The sequence below is a fragment of the Mycolicibacterium vaccae NBRC 14118 = CIP 105934 genome (assembly GCF_001552715.1).
Taxonomy (GTDB): Bacteria; Actinomycetota; Actinomycetes; order Mycobacteriales; family Mycobacteriaceae; genus Mycobacterium; species Mycobacterium vaccae.
Genome location: NZ_BCRS01000157.1, coordinates 1 through 13717, shown reverse-complemented (window position 1 = coordinate 13717; position 13717 = coordinate 1). Strand labels below are relative to the sequence as shown.

The window sequence follows — 13717 nt, the reverse complement described above, 5'->3', positions numbered from 1 at the left end:
GGGCGGCGTCGGTCCGGGCAGCGCAGGTCCGGGCTTCGGTGTGGCGCCCGCCGCCCTGGGTTCCGGCGGTCTGGGTTCCGGTGCCGGCTCCGGGGAGTTCGCCGCGTTCACCCGTCCCGACAGTGCGGAGACTCCGGACGCGGCGTCGTTCGGTGAAGGCGTGGCCGTGCGACTGCCCGACGGGACGGTCGTGATGGCGCCCAACGCGGTGGCGGCCGGCGCCGTCCGGCACGCGCTGACCCAGCTCGGCGTGCCCTATCAGTGGGGCGGCACCACGCCGGGGGTCGGCCTGGACTGCAGCGGGCTGACGCAGTGGGCGTATCGGGAGGCGGGCCTCGACCTTCCACGGCTGGCCCAGGAACAGGACGTCGGGGGCGCGGTCGCCGCGGGATCCGTGCTGCCCGGAGACCTCGCGGTCTGGGACGGCCACGTCGCGATGATCGTCGGCAACGGCATCATGGTCGAGGCCGGGGATCCGGTGCAGTTGTCGCCCGTTCGCACCGCCAATGCCGGTCAGGGATTTCAGGGCTTCTGGCGGCCCACCGCCTGACCCACCCGCCCGCCGAAATCGCATTCCACGCGGTCGGCACCCGCATTTCGCCACGCGAGATGCAATCTCGGCGCAAAGGTGAGCGCGGTCAGGTCAGGTGCGTACCCGCATCCACTTGCCGGCCAGCTCGGAGATCCACGCCTCGGCGGCGATGGGATCCGCGGGCGGGGAGGCGACGAGCACCAGCTCGTCGATGCCGGCGTCGGCCAGCCGGCCCGAGTCTGCGGGCACCGGGTCCTGCAGCGAGACCGCCAACCTCAGGTCGGCCGGGTCGCGGCCCACCTGCCGGCACAGCGCCCGCAGCTTCGACGCCCGCGAGGCCGCCTCCTCCACGTCGGCCAGGTGGAAGCCGTACCAGCCGTCACCCCACTCGGCAACGCGGCGCAACGCCGCGTCAGAGTTGCCGCCCAGCACGATCGGGATCGACCGGCCGTGGGGTTTCGGATTCACGCGCACCCGGTCGAAGGACACGAACTCTCCGGAGAACGACGCGACGTCGTCGCGCCACAGGGTGCGCATCGCCGCGACGTATTCGGCCAACCGGCGTTCGCGCCCGTCGAACGGCGCGCCGAGGGCGTCGTACTCCTCCTTCGACCACCCGATGCCGACGCCGAGCGACAGCCGGCCGCCGGTCATCCGGTCCAGCGACGCGGCCTGCTTGGCGGTGATGACCGGGTTGCGTTCGGGTAGCGGCAGCACCCCGGTGGCCAACTCGATGCGGTTGGTCGCCGCCGCGGCGAAGCTCAGCGTCACGAGTGGGTCCAGCCAGTCGGTCTGCGGGGAGATCGTCAACTGGCCGTCGTCGCTGTAGGGATAGGTCGACTCCGGCTCGTCGACCATCACCACATGCTCACCGACCCACAACGTCGCGAAGCCCGAACGCTCGGCCGCCGCCGCCACCGCATCGATGACGGTGCGCTGCGCACCCGCACCGATACCGAGGCCGTGCAGGCCGAGTCTGGTCATCCGGCGATCATGGCAGGCTTGACGAACATCCCAAGCGTCGAACGGGTTGCGGTACGGCAACGGTGCGACGCGCCCGGGGCAAAGCACAGCCATGCCCACGAGGCCCCCAGACCAGGTCGTTAGGCTGTGCCGCATGGCTGCTGACATCGTGCCGATCGGGCTGACGCTGACCAAGGGCGACGTGTACACACTGTGGGCGCCGCGGTGGCGCGCCGACGGCGACGAGTGGGAGGCCTTCCTCGGCAAGGACGAGGACCTCTACGTCCTCGAGTCGGTGGCCGACCTGACCGCATTCGTCCGCACCAGCACCGACAACGACCTGGTGGACCACCCGGCGTGGCAGAAGCTCACCGAGGCCAACGCCCACCGGCTCGCACCGACCGAGGACCACACCCACGACCTGGTCGTCCTCGAGGAGTTGCTCGCGCACAAGCCGACCGAGGACAGCGTGCGGGCGCTGCACGGCGCGCTGGCGGTGGTGTCGTCGATGGGTTCGGTGTGCGAGCTTCCCGCGGTCACGAAGTTCTTCAACGGCAACCCGATGCTGGGCACCGTCGGCGGCGGCGTCGAGGCGTTCGCCGGTCGCGCCGGCCGCAAGCGCTGGGCCGAGATCGAGAAGATCATCGCCAGGGGCTGGGACAAGGTCATCGAGGCGCTCGACGCGATCATCACCATCCCCGACGTGGACAGCGCCGCGGTGCAGAAGGCCCAGGCCGAGCTCGACGAGCCGGCACCGGAGCCCGACGAGGACGACCTGATCATCGACGACATCGTGGACACCGAGGAGGAGTCCGACTCGCTGGCCGCCGAAGCCGCGACCAAGGTGCTGGGCAGCGACAAGGACTTCTGGGCGCGGGTCGGCATCGACCCCGTCCGGATCATGACCAGCCGCGGCACGTTCTTCACGCTGCGCTGCTACCTCGACGACCACCCGATCTTCCTCGGCCGCAACGGCCGGATCAGTGTGTTCCCGTCGGAGCGCACGCTGGCCCGTTACCTGGCCGACGAACACGACCACGACCTGTCCGACCTGGCCACCTACGACGACATCCGCACCGCGGCGACCGACGGCTCGCTGCGCGTCGAGGTCACCGACGACAACATCTACGTGCTCACCGGCATCGTCGACGACCTGGCCGAGGGCCCGGACGCGCTCGACCGCGACCAGCTCGAGCTCGCCGTCGAGCTGCTGCGCGACATCGGCGACTACTCCGAGGACACCGGTGTCGAGGCCAAGCTCGCCCCCGACACCGCGCTCGGCAAGGTGATCGCCCACGTGCTCGACCCCGCGAAGCCGCGGCCGAGCGGGCCGTACGCCGACGCGGTCGCGCAGTGGGAGTCGCTGGAGTCGTTCGCGGAGTCCCGCCTCCGCGAGGAGTGAATCCGGCGCGCCCGGTTCGCTAGCCGACCAGCACGGCGTAGCGCGGCTTGATCACCTCGTCGATGATCGCCAGCCGCTGGTCGAACGCGATGAACGCCGACTTCATGGCGTTGATCGTGAAGCGTTCCAGATCGCTCCACCCGTATCCGAACGTCTCGGCCAGGCGCAGCATCTCCATGCTCATCGTGGTGTCACTCATCAGCCGGTTGTCGGTGTTGACCGTGACCCGGAACCGCAGCCGGGCCAGCTGATCGAACGGATGCTCGGCGATGCTGGCGACCGCGCCGGTCTGCACGTTGGAGCTGGGGCACATCTCGAACGGAATCCGCTTGTCCCGCAACAGTGAGGCCAGCCGGCCCAACTTCGCGTTGCCATCGGCGTCAAGTTCGATGTCGTCGACGATGCGCACCCCGTGGCCGAGCCGATCGGCCCCGCAGAACGCGATCGCCTCGTGGATGGAGGGCAGGCCGAACGCCTCGCCTGCGTGAATGGTGAAGCGTGCGTTGTTGCTTCGCATGTACTCGAACGCGTCGAGGTGACGGGTGGGCGGGTAACCGGCCTCCGCGCCCGCGATGTCGAACCCGACCACGCCTTTGTCGCGGAACCGGATCGCGAGTTCGGCGATCTCGCGCGACCGTGCGGCGTGCCGCATCGCAGTCACCAGACAGCGCACGGTGATGGTGCGGCCGTCGGCAGCGGCGGCCTTCTCGCCGTCGGCGAACCCGGCCAGCACGGCGTCGACGACGGCGTCCAGGCTCAGCCCGCCGTCGATGTGCAGCTCGGGGGCGAACCGGATCTCGGCGTAGACGACGTTGTCGTCGGCCAGGTCCTCGACGCATTCGCGGGCGACGCGGTGCAGCGCGTCCGGGGTCTGCATGACGCCGACGGTGTGGGCGAACGGCTGCAGGTAGCGCTCCAGCGATCCGCTGTGCGCGGCGGTGCGGAAGAACGTGGCGAGGCCGTCGACGTCGGTGGCCGGCAGGTCCTCGTAGCCGTACTGCTCGGCCAGGTCCAGCACCGTCGACGGTCGCAGGCCGCCGTCGAGGTGGTCGTGCAGCAGCGCCTTGGGTGCGCGCCGGATGTTGTCGAACGTCAACGGTGTCGTCACGACAGGGCCTTTCTCACGACGGAGCCTTTCTAGATGCTGATCCGATCGATGATGAGCGGACGTCCGGGCGGGGGGTGATCGGCGACGCTCCACGCGCCGTCGAGTTCGGCCGCTGCGCCGGCGAGCCGTTCCGGGGTGTCGGTGTAGAGGGTGAACAGCGGCTCACCAGCGGCGACGGGCTCCCCGGGTCGGCGATGGATGCGCATTCCGGCGCCGAACTGCACCTGTTCACCGGGGGCCGAGCGGCCCGCTCCCAGCCGCCACACCGCCAGTCCCACCGCCATCGCGTCGATGTCTCCCATGGTGCCACCGCGCGGGGCGCGCACGGTGTCGGAATGCCTACCCAACGGCAGAACGTCGGCGGAAAGTTTGGTGACGTCTCCGCCCTGCGCGGCGACCAGCCGGCGGAAGCAGTCCATCGCGGTGCCGTCGCGCAGCGTCTGCCCCGGATCGACGCCGTCCAGGCCCGAGGCCTCACACATCTCCCGGGCCAGCGCCAACGTCAGCTCGACGACGTCGTCGGGACCTCCGCCTTCGAGCACCTCCAGCGATTCGACGACCTCAACGGCGTTGCCGACGGTGCGGCCCAGCGGGGTGTTCATGTCGGTCAGCAGCGCCCGGGTCGGCACACCGTGCTCGGCGCCGAGGTCGACCATGGTGCGCGCCAGTTGCCGGGACTCGGCCTCGGTGGCCAGAAACGCCCCGGAACCGACCTTGGTGTCGAGCACCAACGCACGGGCGCCCTCGGCGATCTTCTTGCTCATCACCGAGCTCGCGATCAGGGGCAGCGACTCCGTGGTGGCGGTGACGTCGCGCAGCGCGTAGATCTTGCGGTCGGCCGGGGCGAGCTCCCCGGCGGCGAAGATCGCCGCGCCGAGCTCGCAGAGTTGTTGGCGGATCTGGCCTTTGGGGATCTCGGCGGTGAATCCGGGGATCGACTCCAATTTGTCCAGCGTGCCGCCGGTGTGACCGAGGCCCCGCCCGGCCGCCTGCGGCACGGCGCCGCCGCAGGCCATCACCACAGGCACCAGCGGGATCGTGATCTTGTCCCCCACACCGCCGGTGGAGTGTTTGTCGACGAGCCTCAGCGGTTTGCCGTCCCGGCGCAGGTCGCGGAAGTCCAGCCGCTCCCCCGAGTCGATCATCGCGGCGGTCCAGCGGGCGATCTCGCCGTTGGTCATGCCGCGCAGGAAGATCGCCATCAGCAGCGCCGACATCTGCGCGTCCGCCACGCGGCCGTGGGTGTAGCCGTCGATCACCCAGTCGATCGCCGCGTCGGACAGCACACCGCCGTCACGCTTGGTCCGGATCACCGTCGGCGCGTCCAGATGTGACATCCCGGATGTGAGGCCGGTCACGGTGTTTCCTCGGCGGGCAGCCGATTTCGGGCCAGATCGTCGGGGCCGAACGCGTCGGGAAGCAGTTCGCGCAGCGGCCGCGGGCCGAGCGGATGGTCGATCAGCATGTCGGGCCCGCCGTGTTCGAGGAGTAGCTGGCGGCACCGTCCGCAGGGCATCAGCAACTCCCCGTCGGGCCCCACGCACGACAGCGCGACCAGCCGTCCGCCGCCGCCGGAATGTAGGGCACAGACCACTGCGCACTCGGCACAGAGACCTAGGCCATATGAGACATTTTCCACATTGCAGCCGGCGACCATCCGCCGATCGTCGACCAGCGCGGCCGCGCCCACCCGGAATCGCGAATACGGCGCGTAGGCGTGCTCCGACGCATCGATTGCCTTGCGGCGCAATATGTTCCAGTCGATATTCGGCGTCACGTCACGCCACCCGAGCCGACTCTGAATCCATTCCGAACACCCCGTCCCGTGACCCGAAGTCCCAGATAGGCGACCCTAACTTCTACCCTGGAAGCAGGGCATACGGCCTCACGCTAGTTCGTTCCACAGCACGTAGGGGATTAGAGTCGCCCCGAGGTTTGGGGCTCCGGTCAGCAGGGGCGAGCTTCAGACGTCCACCGATGGCGTTGGAGGGTCACATGAGTACGGCGACATCCGCTGATACCGACATACCGGCACCGCGATCACACCCGCAGCGCCGCCGCACGTTCTACCGCGGCGACCCGGGCATGTGGTCGTGGGTGCTGCACCGCATCTCTGGTGCGACCATCTTCTTCTTCCTGTTCGTGCACGTGCTCGACACCGCCCTGGTGCGGGTGAGCCCGCAGGCCTACAACGAGGTCATCGAGACCTACAAGACCCCGATCGTCGGGCTCATGGAGATCGGCCTCGTCGCCGCCGTGCTCTTCCACGCACTCAACGGAGTTCGGGTGATCCTGATCGACTTCTGGCAACACGGACCGAAGTACCAGCGGCTGATGCTGTGGGTGATCGCCGGCATCTGGCTGGCCGTCATGATCGCCTCGCTCGGCGTGATCGGTATGCACATGGCGGAGCGGTTCCTGTGACCGCCGCCGGACGGGCCGAGAACCCGTACGACCACGTCTCCGAGCGTGGCGGGCCCGCACCCGTCATGCAGCGCAGCTACGACCGGCCCGCCGGCCTGGACAACCCGCGCTCGCCGCGCCGCTCAGGCGGGATGCCGAACTTCGAGAAGTACACCTGGCTGTTCATGCGGTTCTCGGGCATCGTGCTCGTCTTCCTCGCACTGGGCCACCTGTTCATCATGTTGATGTGGGAAGACGGCGTCTACCGCATCGATTTCAACTACGTCGCCGAGCGCTGGTCGTCGCCGTTCTGGCAGACCTGGGACCTGCTGCTGTTGTGGCTGGCCCAGCTGCACGGCGGTAACGGGATGCGCACGATCATCGCCGATTACACCCGCAAGGACTCGACCAAGTTCTGGCTCAACACCTTGCTGGCGCTGTCGATCGTGTTCACCCTGGTCCTGGGGACCTACGTGCTGCTGACGTTCGACGCGACGATTTCCTGACCGGAAAGGCCGAGTGATCCAGAAATGATCATTGAACACCGCTACGACGTCGTCATCGTCGGCGCCGGTGGAGCAGGCATGCGGGCGGCCGTCGAGGCCGGCCCCCGGGTCCGGACCGCGGTGCTGACCAAGCTCTACCCGACGCGCAGCCACACCGGCGCCGCGCAGGGCGGCATGTGCGCCGCGCTGGCCAACGTCGAGGAAGACAACTGGGAGTGGCACACGTTCGACACCGTCAAGGGCGGTGACTACCTGGCCGACCAGGACGCCGTCGAGATCATGGCCAAGGAGGCCATCGACGCGGTGCTCGACCTGGAGAAGATGGGGATGCCGTTCAACCGCACCCCCGAGGGCCGCATCGACCAGCGCCGCTTCGGCGGGCACACCCGCGACCACGGCAAGGCGCCCGTGCGCCGCGCCTGTTACGCCGCCGACCGCACCGGCCACATGATCCTGCAGACGCTGTACCAAAACTGCGTCAAGCACGACGTCGAGTTCTTCAACGAGTTCTACGCCCTCGACATCTCGCTGACCGAGACGCCGTCCGGCCCGGTGGCCACCGGCGTCATCGCCTACGAGCTGGCCACCGGCGACATCCACGTGTTCCACGCCAAGGCGATCGTGTTCGCCACCGGCGGCTCGGGCCGGATGTACAAGACCACCTCGAACGCGCACACGCTGACCGGCGACGGGCTCGGCATCATCTTCCGCAAGGGACTTCCGCTGGAGGACATGGAGTTCCACCAGTTCCACCCGACAGGTCTGGCAGGCCTGGGCATCCTGATCTCCGAGGCCGTGCGCGGCGAGGGCGGCCGGCTGCTCAACGGTGACGGCGAACGCTTCATGGAGCGCTACGCGCCGACGATCGTCGACCTTGCCCCACGTGACATCGTGGCCCGCTCGATGGTGCTGGAGGTGCTGGAGGGCCGCGGCGCCGGACCGAACAAGGACTACGTCTACATCGACGTGCGCCACCTCGGCGAGGACGTGCTGGAAGCCAAGCTGCCCGACATCACCGAGTTCGCCCGCACCTACCTCGGCGTGGACCCGGTCAAGGAGCTGGTGCCGGTCTACCCGACCTGCCACTACGTCATGGGCGGCATCCCGACCACCGTCAACGGCCAGGTGCTCTCGGACAACACCACAGTCATCCCCGGCCTGTACGCCGCCGGTGAATGCGCGTGCGTGTCGGTGCACGGCGCCAACCGACTGGGCACCAACTCGCTGCTGGACATCAACGTGTTCGGCCGCCGCGCCGGCATCGCCGCGGCGAACTACGCGCTGGGCCACGACTTCGTCGACCTGCCGGAGAAGCCCGCGGACATGGTCGTCGGTTGGGTCGGCGACATCCTGAGCGAGCACGGCAACGAGCGCGTCGCCGACATCCGCGGTGCGCTGCAGCAGTCGATGGACAACAACGCCGCGGTGTTCCGCACCGAGGAGACCCTCAAGCAGGCGCTGACCGACATCCACGCGCTGAAGGAGCGGTACTCGCGAATCACGGTGCAGGACAAGGGCAAGCGCTACAACAGCGACCTGCTCGAAGCCATCGAGCTGGGCTTCCTGCTGGAGCTGGCCGAGGTCACCGTGGTGGGGGCGTTGAACCGCAAGGAATCTCGCGGTGGACATGCCCGCGAGGACTACCCCAACCGCGACGACACCAACTACATGCGCCACACCATGGCGTACAAGGAGGGCACCGATCTGCTCTCCGACATCCGATTGGACTACAAGCCCGTCGTCATGACGCGGTACGAGCCGATGGAACGGAAGTACTGATGAGCGCACCTGTTCTGGACAAGCAAGAGACGCCCCCCGTGCCCGAGGGCGCGGTGATGGTGACGCTGAAGATCGCCCGGTTCAACCCGGAATCGCCCGACGACGCCGGCTGGCAGAGCTTCCGGGTGCCGTGCCTGCCGAGCGACCGGCTGCTGAACCTGCTGCACTACGTGAAGTGGTACCTGGACGGGACTTTGACGTTCCGCCGGTCCTGCGCGCACGGCGTGTGTGGCTCGGATGCGATGCGCATCAACGGCGTCAACCGGCTGGCGTGCAAGGTGCTGATGCGCGACATGCTGCCGAAGAACCCGAAGAAGCAGCTCACCATCACGATCGAGCCGATCCGCGGCCTGCCCGTGGAGAAGGACCTCGTCGTCGACATGGAGCCGTTCTTCGACGCGTTCCGCGCGATCAAGCCGTACCTGATCACGTCGGGCAATCAGCCCACGCGGGAACGGATCCAGAGCCAGACCGACCGCGCCCGCTACGACGACACCACCAAGTGCATCCTGTGCGCCTGCTGTACCACCAGCTGCCCGGTGTACTGGAGCGAGGGCTCTTACTTCGGGCCCGCCGCGATCGTCAACGCCCATCGGTTCATCTTCGATTCGCGGGACGAGGGCGCCGCCGAGCGGCTGGACATCCTCAACGACGTCGACGGTGTGTGGCGCTGCCGCACCACCTTCAACTGCACCGAAGCCTGCCCCCGTGGCATCCAGGTGACCAAGGCGATCCAGGAGGTCAAGCGCGCACTGATGTTCGCGCGCTGACCAGTGAATTCGGCGCGCTAGGCGACACCTTGTGTCGCATAGCGCGCCGAATTCGCAAGGGGGGATGACATGTCGATACTGTCCCGGCCGCCCGTAGCCGACGCGCTGGCCCGCGTCTTCGCCCGGGTGGTCAGGCCCGCGCCGAAACCCGGTGTGCGCTTCCCCGACATCGAAGGCGACCGCAGCGACGACGTCGTCGTCACCCGCCACGGACCCACGCCGGTGACCATCTACCGGCCTCCGGCCTCGGGGACCATCTACCGCCCGCGTGCCGACACCACCGACCGACCCGCCGTCTACGTCAACGTGCACGGCGGTGGCTTCGTCGTCGGGCACCCCGAGCAGGACGACCCGTGGTGTCGGTACCTGGCCGCGCACGCCGGCGTCGTGGTCGTCAACGTCGACTACGTGCTGGCGCCCGGCCACCGGTTTCCCGCCGCAGCCGAACAACTGCTCGACGTGGTGCGCTGGGCGGCCGATCCGGACCGGGACTGGGACGGCGCACGCCTGTGCGTCGGAGGCCAGAGCGCCGGCGGCAATCTGTCGGCCGCCGTCAGCCGCATGGCGCTGGAGCAGCACGGCCCCGCCATCGCTTTGCAGGTGCTGCACTACGCACCGCTGGACCTGGTGACCCCGACCGCGGAGAAGGCGTCGCCGCTGGGCAGCCGGGCGGTGCTCAAACCGTGGATGGGCGAGGTATTCGACACCGCCTATATCCCCGATCCCGCGCACCGCAGGCACCGGCTCGCGTCGCCGGCATGGGGAACCAACGCCGACGACATCGCAGGGATCGCACCCGCCCTGGTCATCACCACCGAATACGACCGGCTACGCGACGAGGGCGCGCGGTACGCGGCGAAGCTGGATGCGGCCGGAGCGCTGGTCCGCCACCACGACGTCACCGGCGTCGACCACGGCTACAACGTCATGAGCGACAACACCGAGGTGACCCGCTACATGTACGACCTCATCGTCGCCGAGGTGCGCACCGCGACGGCACCGCGTCAGCCGTGAACCCGGCGCACTAGGCGTCGACCGCTTCCTCGGCATCCTCGGCGTCGTCGTCCTCGTCCTGTCCCGGCTCGGGTTCGGCGAGGTCCTCCCCCGTGGCCGCGGCGACCTGCTCGTCGTAGTAGCGCAGCACCACCGCGACCGCCGCGGCCACCGGCACCGCCAGGAACGCGCCGATCACCCCGAACGTCGAGGCGCCCAGCATCACCGCCAGCAGCACGAGCACCGCGTGCAGCTTCATCGACCTCGATTGCAACCACGGCTGCAGCACGTTTCCTTCGAGTTGCTGCACCGCCAGGATGATGCCGAGCACGATCAGCGCGTTCACCGGACCGTTGGCGACCAGCGCGATCAGCACCGCCAGACCGCCCGCCACGAACGCGCCGACGATCGGCACGAAGCCGCCGATGAACGTGATGATCGCCAGCGCATACGCCAGCGGCACCCCCAGGATCAGCAGCCCGATCCCGATGAGCACCGCGTCGACCAGGCTGACCAGCGCCTGGGTCCGGATGAACCCGCCCAGCGTCGACCACACCCGCTCCAGCACCGCGGCCACGTGCGGCGCGGCCGGCATCCCCACGCTGCGCCGCAGCCACGGGATGAACGCCGGACCGTCCTTGAGCAGGAAGAACGCGACCACGATCGTGGTGAAAAACGTGACCAACGCCGACGTCGCCGCTCCCACGCCGGTGAAAAGGCCCGACGCGATCTGCGCGCTGCTGGAGTTCAGCGTGTCGTTGATCGCCTCGACCGCCGAATTCAGCTGGGCCTCACTGATGTTCAGCGGCGGCCCGTCCAGCCAGTCCCGCACCTTGACCACGCCTGCGGTGGCCTGTTCGGCCAACTCGGTGGCCTGGTCGACGACCGCCGGCGCCACCGCGGCGACCACCCCGGCGACCACCCCGAGAGCCATCACGAGGACCAGCAGCACCGCGGCCGCCGGCGGGACCCGACGGCTGCGCAGCCAGCGCACCGGGGGCCAGAGCACCGTGCACACGATCAGCGCCAGCAGCACCGGCAGCAGGACCACCCAGGTCTTGCCGACCACCCAGGACAGCACCCACAGGGCCGCGGACACCGCGAGGAACCACAGCGCGACGGTCGCACTCGCCCGGAGGTGGCTTCGGTAGATCGATCCGCGGCTGGGGTTCGCCGGCGTCGTAGCGTTCACCCGCCTCTTCTACCCCACCCCGGCCCGGTTCAACGGGTGTTTGCGGGGTGAGAATCATCGCCCGGCGACGACGGGCACGCCGGGATCACCGCAGCCGACGGGACAGGAAGTCGCGGATCAGCGCGATCGTCTGGGTCGGCGCGCTCTCCAACAGGAAATGGCCGCCGTCGAGCAGGTGGATCTCGGGGTCGACGGCGTCGTCGGCGAACGCGCGGGCGCCGTCCGGCCCGAAGAACGGATCCTTGTCGCCCCACACCGCGAGCAGCGGCACCGCGCTGGCGCGCAGGTAGTCGTGCAGCGCCGGGTAGATCTTCGGGTTCGTCGCGTAGTCGAGGAACAGCTTGAGCTGGATCGCGTCGTTGCCGGGGCGCGACAGCAGCGCGTAGTCGTGGTGCCAGGTGTCCGGGCTGACCACGGACTCGTCGGGCACGCCGGCCAGGTACTGCCTCCTGGTCGCCTCGAAGGTCAGCATCCCGCGCAGCGCCGCCGCGGTCTCTGGGGTCTGTTCACGCTGGTAATCCCACACGGGCACCCAGCCGTCGACGACGAAGCCGGCGTCGTAGCCGTTGCCGTTCTGCGTGACGATCGCGGTGATGGCCTCCGGGTCGCGCAGGGCCAGCCGCCAGCCGACCGGCGCGCCGTAGTCCTGGACGTAGATCGCGTACCGGTCGACGCCCAGTTGACTCAGAAGGCCGGCCACCGAGTCGGCCAGCGCGTCGAAGGTGTAGTCGAACTCCTCGACCGGCGGTGCGTCGGAGTAGCCGAAGCCGAGGTAGTCGGGTGCGATCACGTGGTAGCGGTCGGCGAGCTCGGGGATCAGGGTGCGGAACATGAACGAGCTCGTCGGGAAGCCGTGCAGCAGCACGATCACCGGGTTCCCGGGCGTTCCGGCCTCACGGTAGAACAGCCGGCGGCCGGCGACGGTGGCGTAGCGGTGATGGACGTCGATCATGACTAACTCCTTAAATTGTTTTACTGGTTAGTCGCATTCAACGCCGGAAGCTGTAACCTGTCAACAGACGTTTGGAGGTTAGTGATGGATGTGTACGCGACCACCCCCGAGGACGAGGCGTTCCTGCTGGCGTTGCTCAACACCACCCCCGTCGTCGACGGCGTGCCGACCGACGCGCTGCCCGACCTCGCGACCGCCTCGTCGTGGATGCGTGACCACGGCGTCCCTGCCACCGAGGCCGAGTGGGGCCGGCTGACCGACGCCCGCGCCCGCCTGCAGGCGGTGATCCGCGGCGAACGGACCCCGGCCGTGCTGCAGCGGTTTCTGGCCGACGCCCGACTCGTCCCGGCGGCGGACCGGTCCGGCGTGCACTGGCGGCTCGACAGCGACGCCTCCGGTGCGGTGCGCGCAGTGCTGGCCTGGGACGGGTTGCGGCAGACCAGCCCCGGGCGGCTGCGCCCGTGCGCGAACACCGAGTGCCGGCTGTTCCTGATCGACCGCAGCAAGCCCAACACCGCCCGCTGGTGCTCGATGGCGATCTGCGGCAACCGAATGAAGGCCCGCAGGCACTATCAGCGCACCCGCGGTGAATGAGCTCTCACACCGAAACCGTGTGTGCCTCCACGATGTCGGCGCCGCGGCGCATCCCCCCGGTCGCGGCGAAGCCCGCGGCCACCTCGGCCGCACCGGCCGACATCGTCATCGCCGAACGCACCGCGGCCTGTAGCCGCTGGGCGCTGAGTCGCCGCGCCGGCAGCCGGACCCCGCAGCGCGCCACCTCGATGCGGCGCGCCACCTCGAACTGATCCCGCCCGAAAGGCACCGCGCAGACCGGTATCCCGCGACTGAGGGCCTTCTGCGTGACCCCCATGCCGCCGTGGGTGACCACACAGACCGCACGGTCGAGCACCGGCGAATGCGGAACGAACCGGGTCAGCGTGACGCGCCGGTCGCGACGCAGCAGGCCGTCGCCGTCGGCGGGCAGACTCGCCACCACATGCACCGGAGCGTCCTCGAACGCGCGCATCGCCGCGGCCACCAGTGCCCGGTCGGCCTGACCGACCGACGACGTGGTCACCAGCACGATCGGCTCGGCGATGTCGTCGAGCCAGTCCGG

15 protein-coding genes are annotated in these 13717 nt (G+C 69.1%); 8 read left to right on the top strand and 7 right to left on the bottom strand.

Annotated features, from left to right (window positions below):
- On the top strand, positions 1-550 hold a 550-nt coding region (locus MVA01S_RS23910), incomplete at its 5' end, for a C40 family peptidase (protein ID WP_169801774.1).
- A gap of 93 nt (positions 551-643) precedes the next feature.
- Here MVA01S_RS23910 and MVA01S_RS23905 read toward each other — a convergent pair.
- Positions 644-1516, bottom strand: a complete 873-nt coding sequence (locus MVA01S_RS23905; RefSeq protein WP_003929456.1) for an LLM class F420-dependent oxidoreductase — start codon at positions 1514-1516, stop codon at positions 644-646.
- 133 nt (positions 1517-1649) lie between these two features.
- On the opposite strand from MVA01S_RS23905, the gene satS reads away from it, so the two are divergent.
- Positions 1650-2897 (top strand): protein export chaperone SatS, encoded by a 1248-nt coding sequence (gene satS, locus MVA01S_RS23900; RefSeq protein ID WP_003929455.1) that lies wholly within the window; start codon positions 1650-1652, stop codon positions 2895-2897.
- A 19-nt stretch (positions 2898-2916) separates the two neighbouring features.
- Here satS and MVA01S_RS23895 read toward each other — a convergent pair whose 3' ends face one another.
- Genes MVA01S_RS23895 through MVA01S_RS23885 form a run of 3 tightly spaced genes read right to left on the bottom strand, consistent with a single transcriptional unit; the run spans position 2917 to position 5782 of the window.
- A complete protein-coding gene (locus tag MVA01S_RS23895) occupies positions 2917-4005 on the bottom strand; it encodes an adenosine deaminase (protein WP_003929454.1) in 1089 nt (362 codons plus the stop codon).
- A gap of 29 nt (positions 4006-4034) precedes the next feature.
- Positions 4035-5342: a thymidine phosphorylase gene (locus MVA01S_RS23890; protein ID WP_040540581.1), complete on the bottom strand. Its 1308-nt coding sequence runs from the start codon at positions 5340-5342 to the stop codon at positions 4035-4037.
- Positions 5343-5359: 17 nt separating this feature from the next.
- Positions 5360-5782, bottom strand: coding sequence for a cytidine deaminase (locus MVA01S_RS23885; protein ID WP_003929452.1), 423 nt, complete (start codon positions 5780-5782; stop codon positions 5360-5362).
- 218 nt (positions 5783-6000) lie between these two features.
- On the opposite strand from MVA01S_RS23885, the gene sdhC reads away from it, so the two are divergent.
- The 5 genes from sdhC to MVA01S_RS23860 all read left to right on the top strand — a co-directional run bounded on the left by sdhC (position 6001) and on the right by MVA01S_RS23860 (position 10477).
- Positions 6001-6429: a succinate dehydrogenase, cytochrome b556 subunit gene (gene sdhC, locus MVA01S_RS23880; protein ID WP_081528989.1), complete on the top strand. Its 429-nt coding sequence runs from the start codon at positions 6001-6003 to the stop codon at positions 6427-6429.
- A 65-nt stretch (positions 6430-6494) separates the two neighbouring features.
- Entirely contained in the window at positions 6495-6914 is a 420-nt protein-coding gene (locus tag MVA01S_RS23875) for a succinate dehydrogenase hydrophobic membrane anchor subunit (RefSeq protein WP_051015230.1), read from the top strand.
- 24 nt (positions 6915-6938) lie between these two features.
- On the top strand, positions 6939-8693 hold the full coding sequence (gene sdhA / locus MVA01S_RS23870; RefSeq protein WP_003929449.1) for a succinate dehydrogenase flavoprotein subunit: 1755 nt from the start codon (positions 6939-6941) through the stop codon (positions 8691-8693).
- On the top strand, positions 8693-9463 hold the full coding sequence (locus tag MVA01S_RS23865; RefSeq protein WP_003929448.1) for a succinate dehydrogenase iron-sulfur subunit: 771 nt from the start codon (positions 8693-8695) through the stop codon (positions 9461-9463). The genes sdhA and MVA01S_RS23865 overlap by 1 nt, the downstream gene beginning before the upstream one ends.
- A gap of 69 nt (positions 9464-9532) precedes the next feature.
- Positions 9533-10477 carry an alpha/beta hydrolase gene (locus MVA01S_RS23860; RefSeq protein ID WP_003929447.1) on the top strand — a complete coding sequence of 315 codons (945 nt, stop codon included), beginning with the start codon at positions 9533-9535 and terminating at the stop codon, positions 10475-10477.
- Positions 10478-10487: 10 nt separating this feature from the next.
- Here MVA01S_RS23860 and MVA01S_RS23855 read toward each other — a convergent pair whose 3' ends face one another.
- Together MVA01S_RS23855 and MVA01S_RS23850 are read right to left on the bottom strand one after the other, a co-directional pair.
- Entirely contained in the window at positions 10488-11648 is a 1161-nt protein-coding gene (locus tag MVA01S_RS23855) for an AI-2E family transporter (protein ID WP_003929446.1), read from the bottom strand.
- A gap of 85 nt (positions 11649-11733) precedes the next feature.
- On the bottom strand, positions 11734-12600 hold the full coding sequence (locus MVA01S_RS23850; protein ID WP_003929445.1) for an alpha/beta fold hydrolase: 867 nt from the start codon (positions 12598-12600) through the stop codon (positions 11734-11736).
- 84 nt (positions 12601-12684) lie between these two features.
- On the opposite strand from MVA01S_RS23850, the gene MVA01S_RS23845 reads away from it, so the two are divergent.
- Positions 12685-13194, top strand: coding sequence for a CGNR zinc finger domain-containing protein (locus MVA01S_RS23845; protein ID WP_003929444.1), 510 nt, complete (start codon positions 12685-12687; stop codon positions 13192-13194).
- 4 nt (positions 13195-13198) lie between these two features.
- On the opposite strand, the gene MVA01S_RS23840 is transcribed toward MVA01S_RS23845, so the two are convergent.
- A partial coding sequence (locus tag MVA01S_RS23840; protein ID WP_040540584.1) for a glycosyltransferase occupies positions 13199-13717 on the bottom strand: 519 nt, incomplete at its 5' end.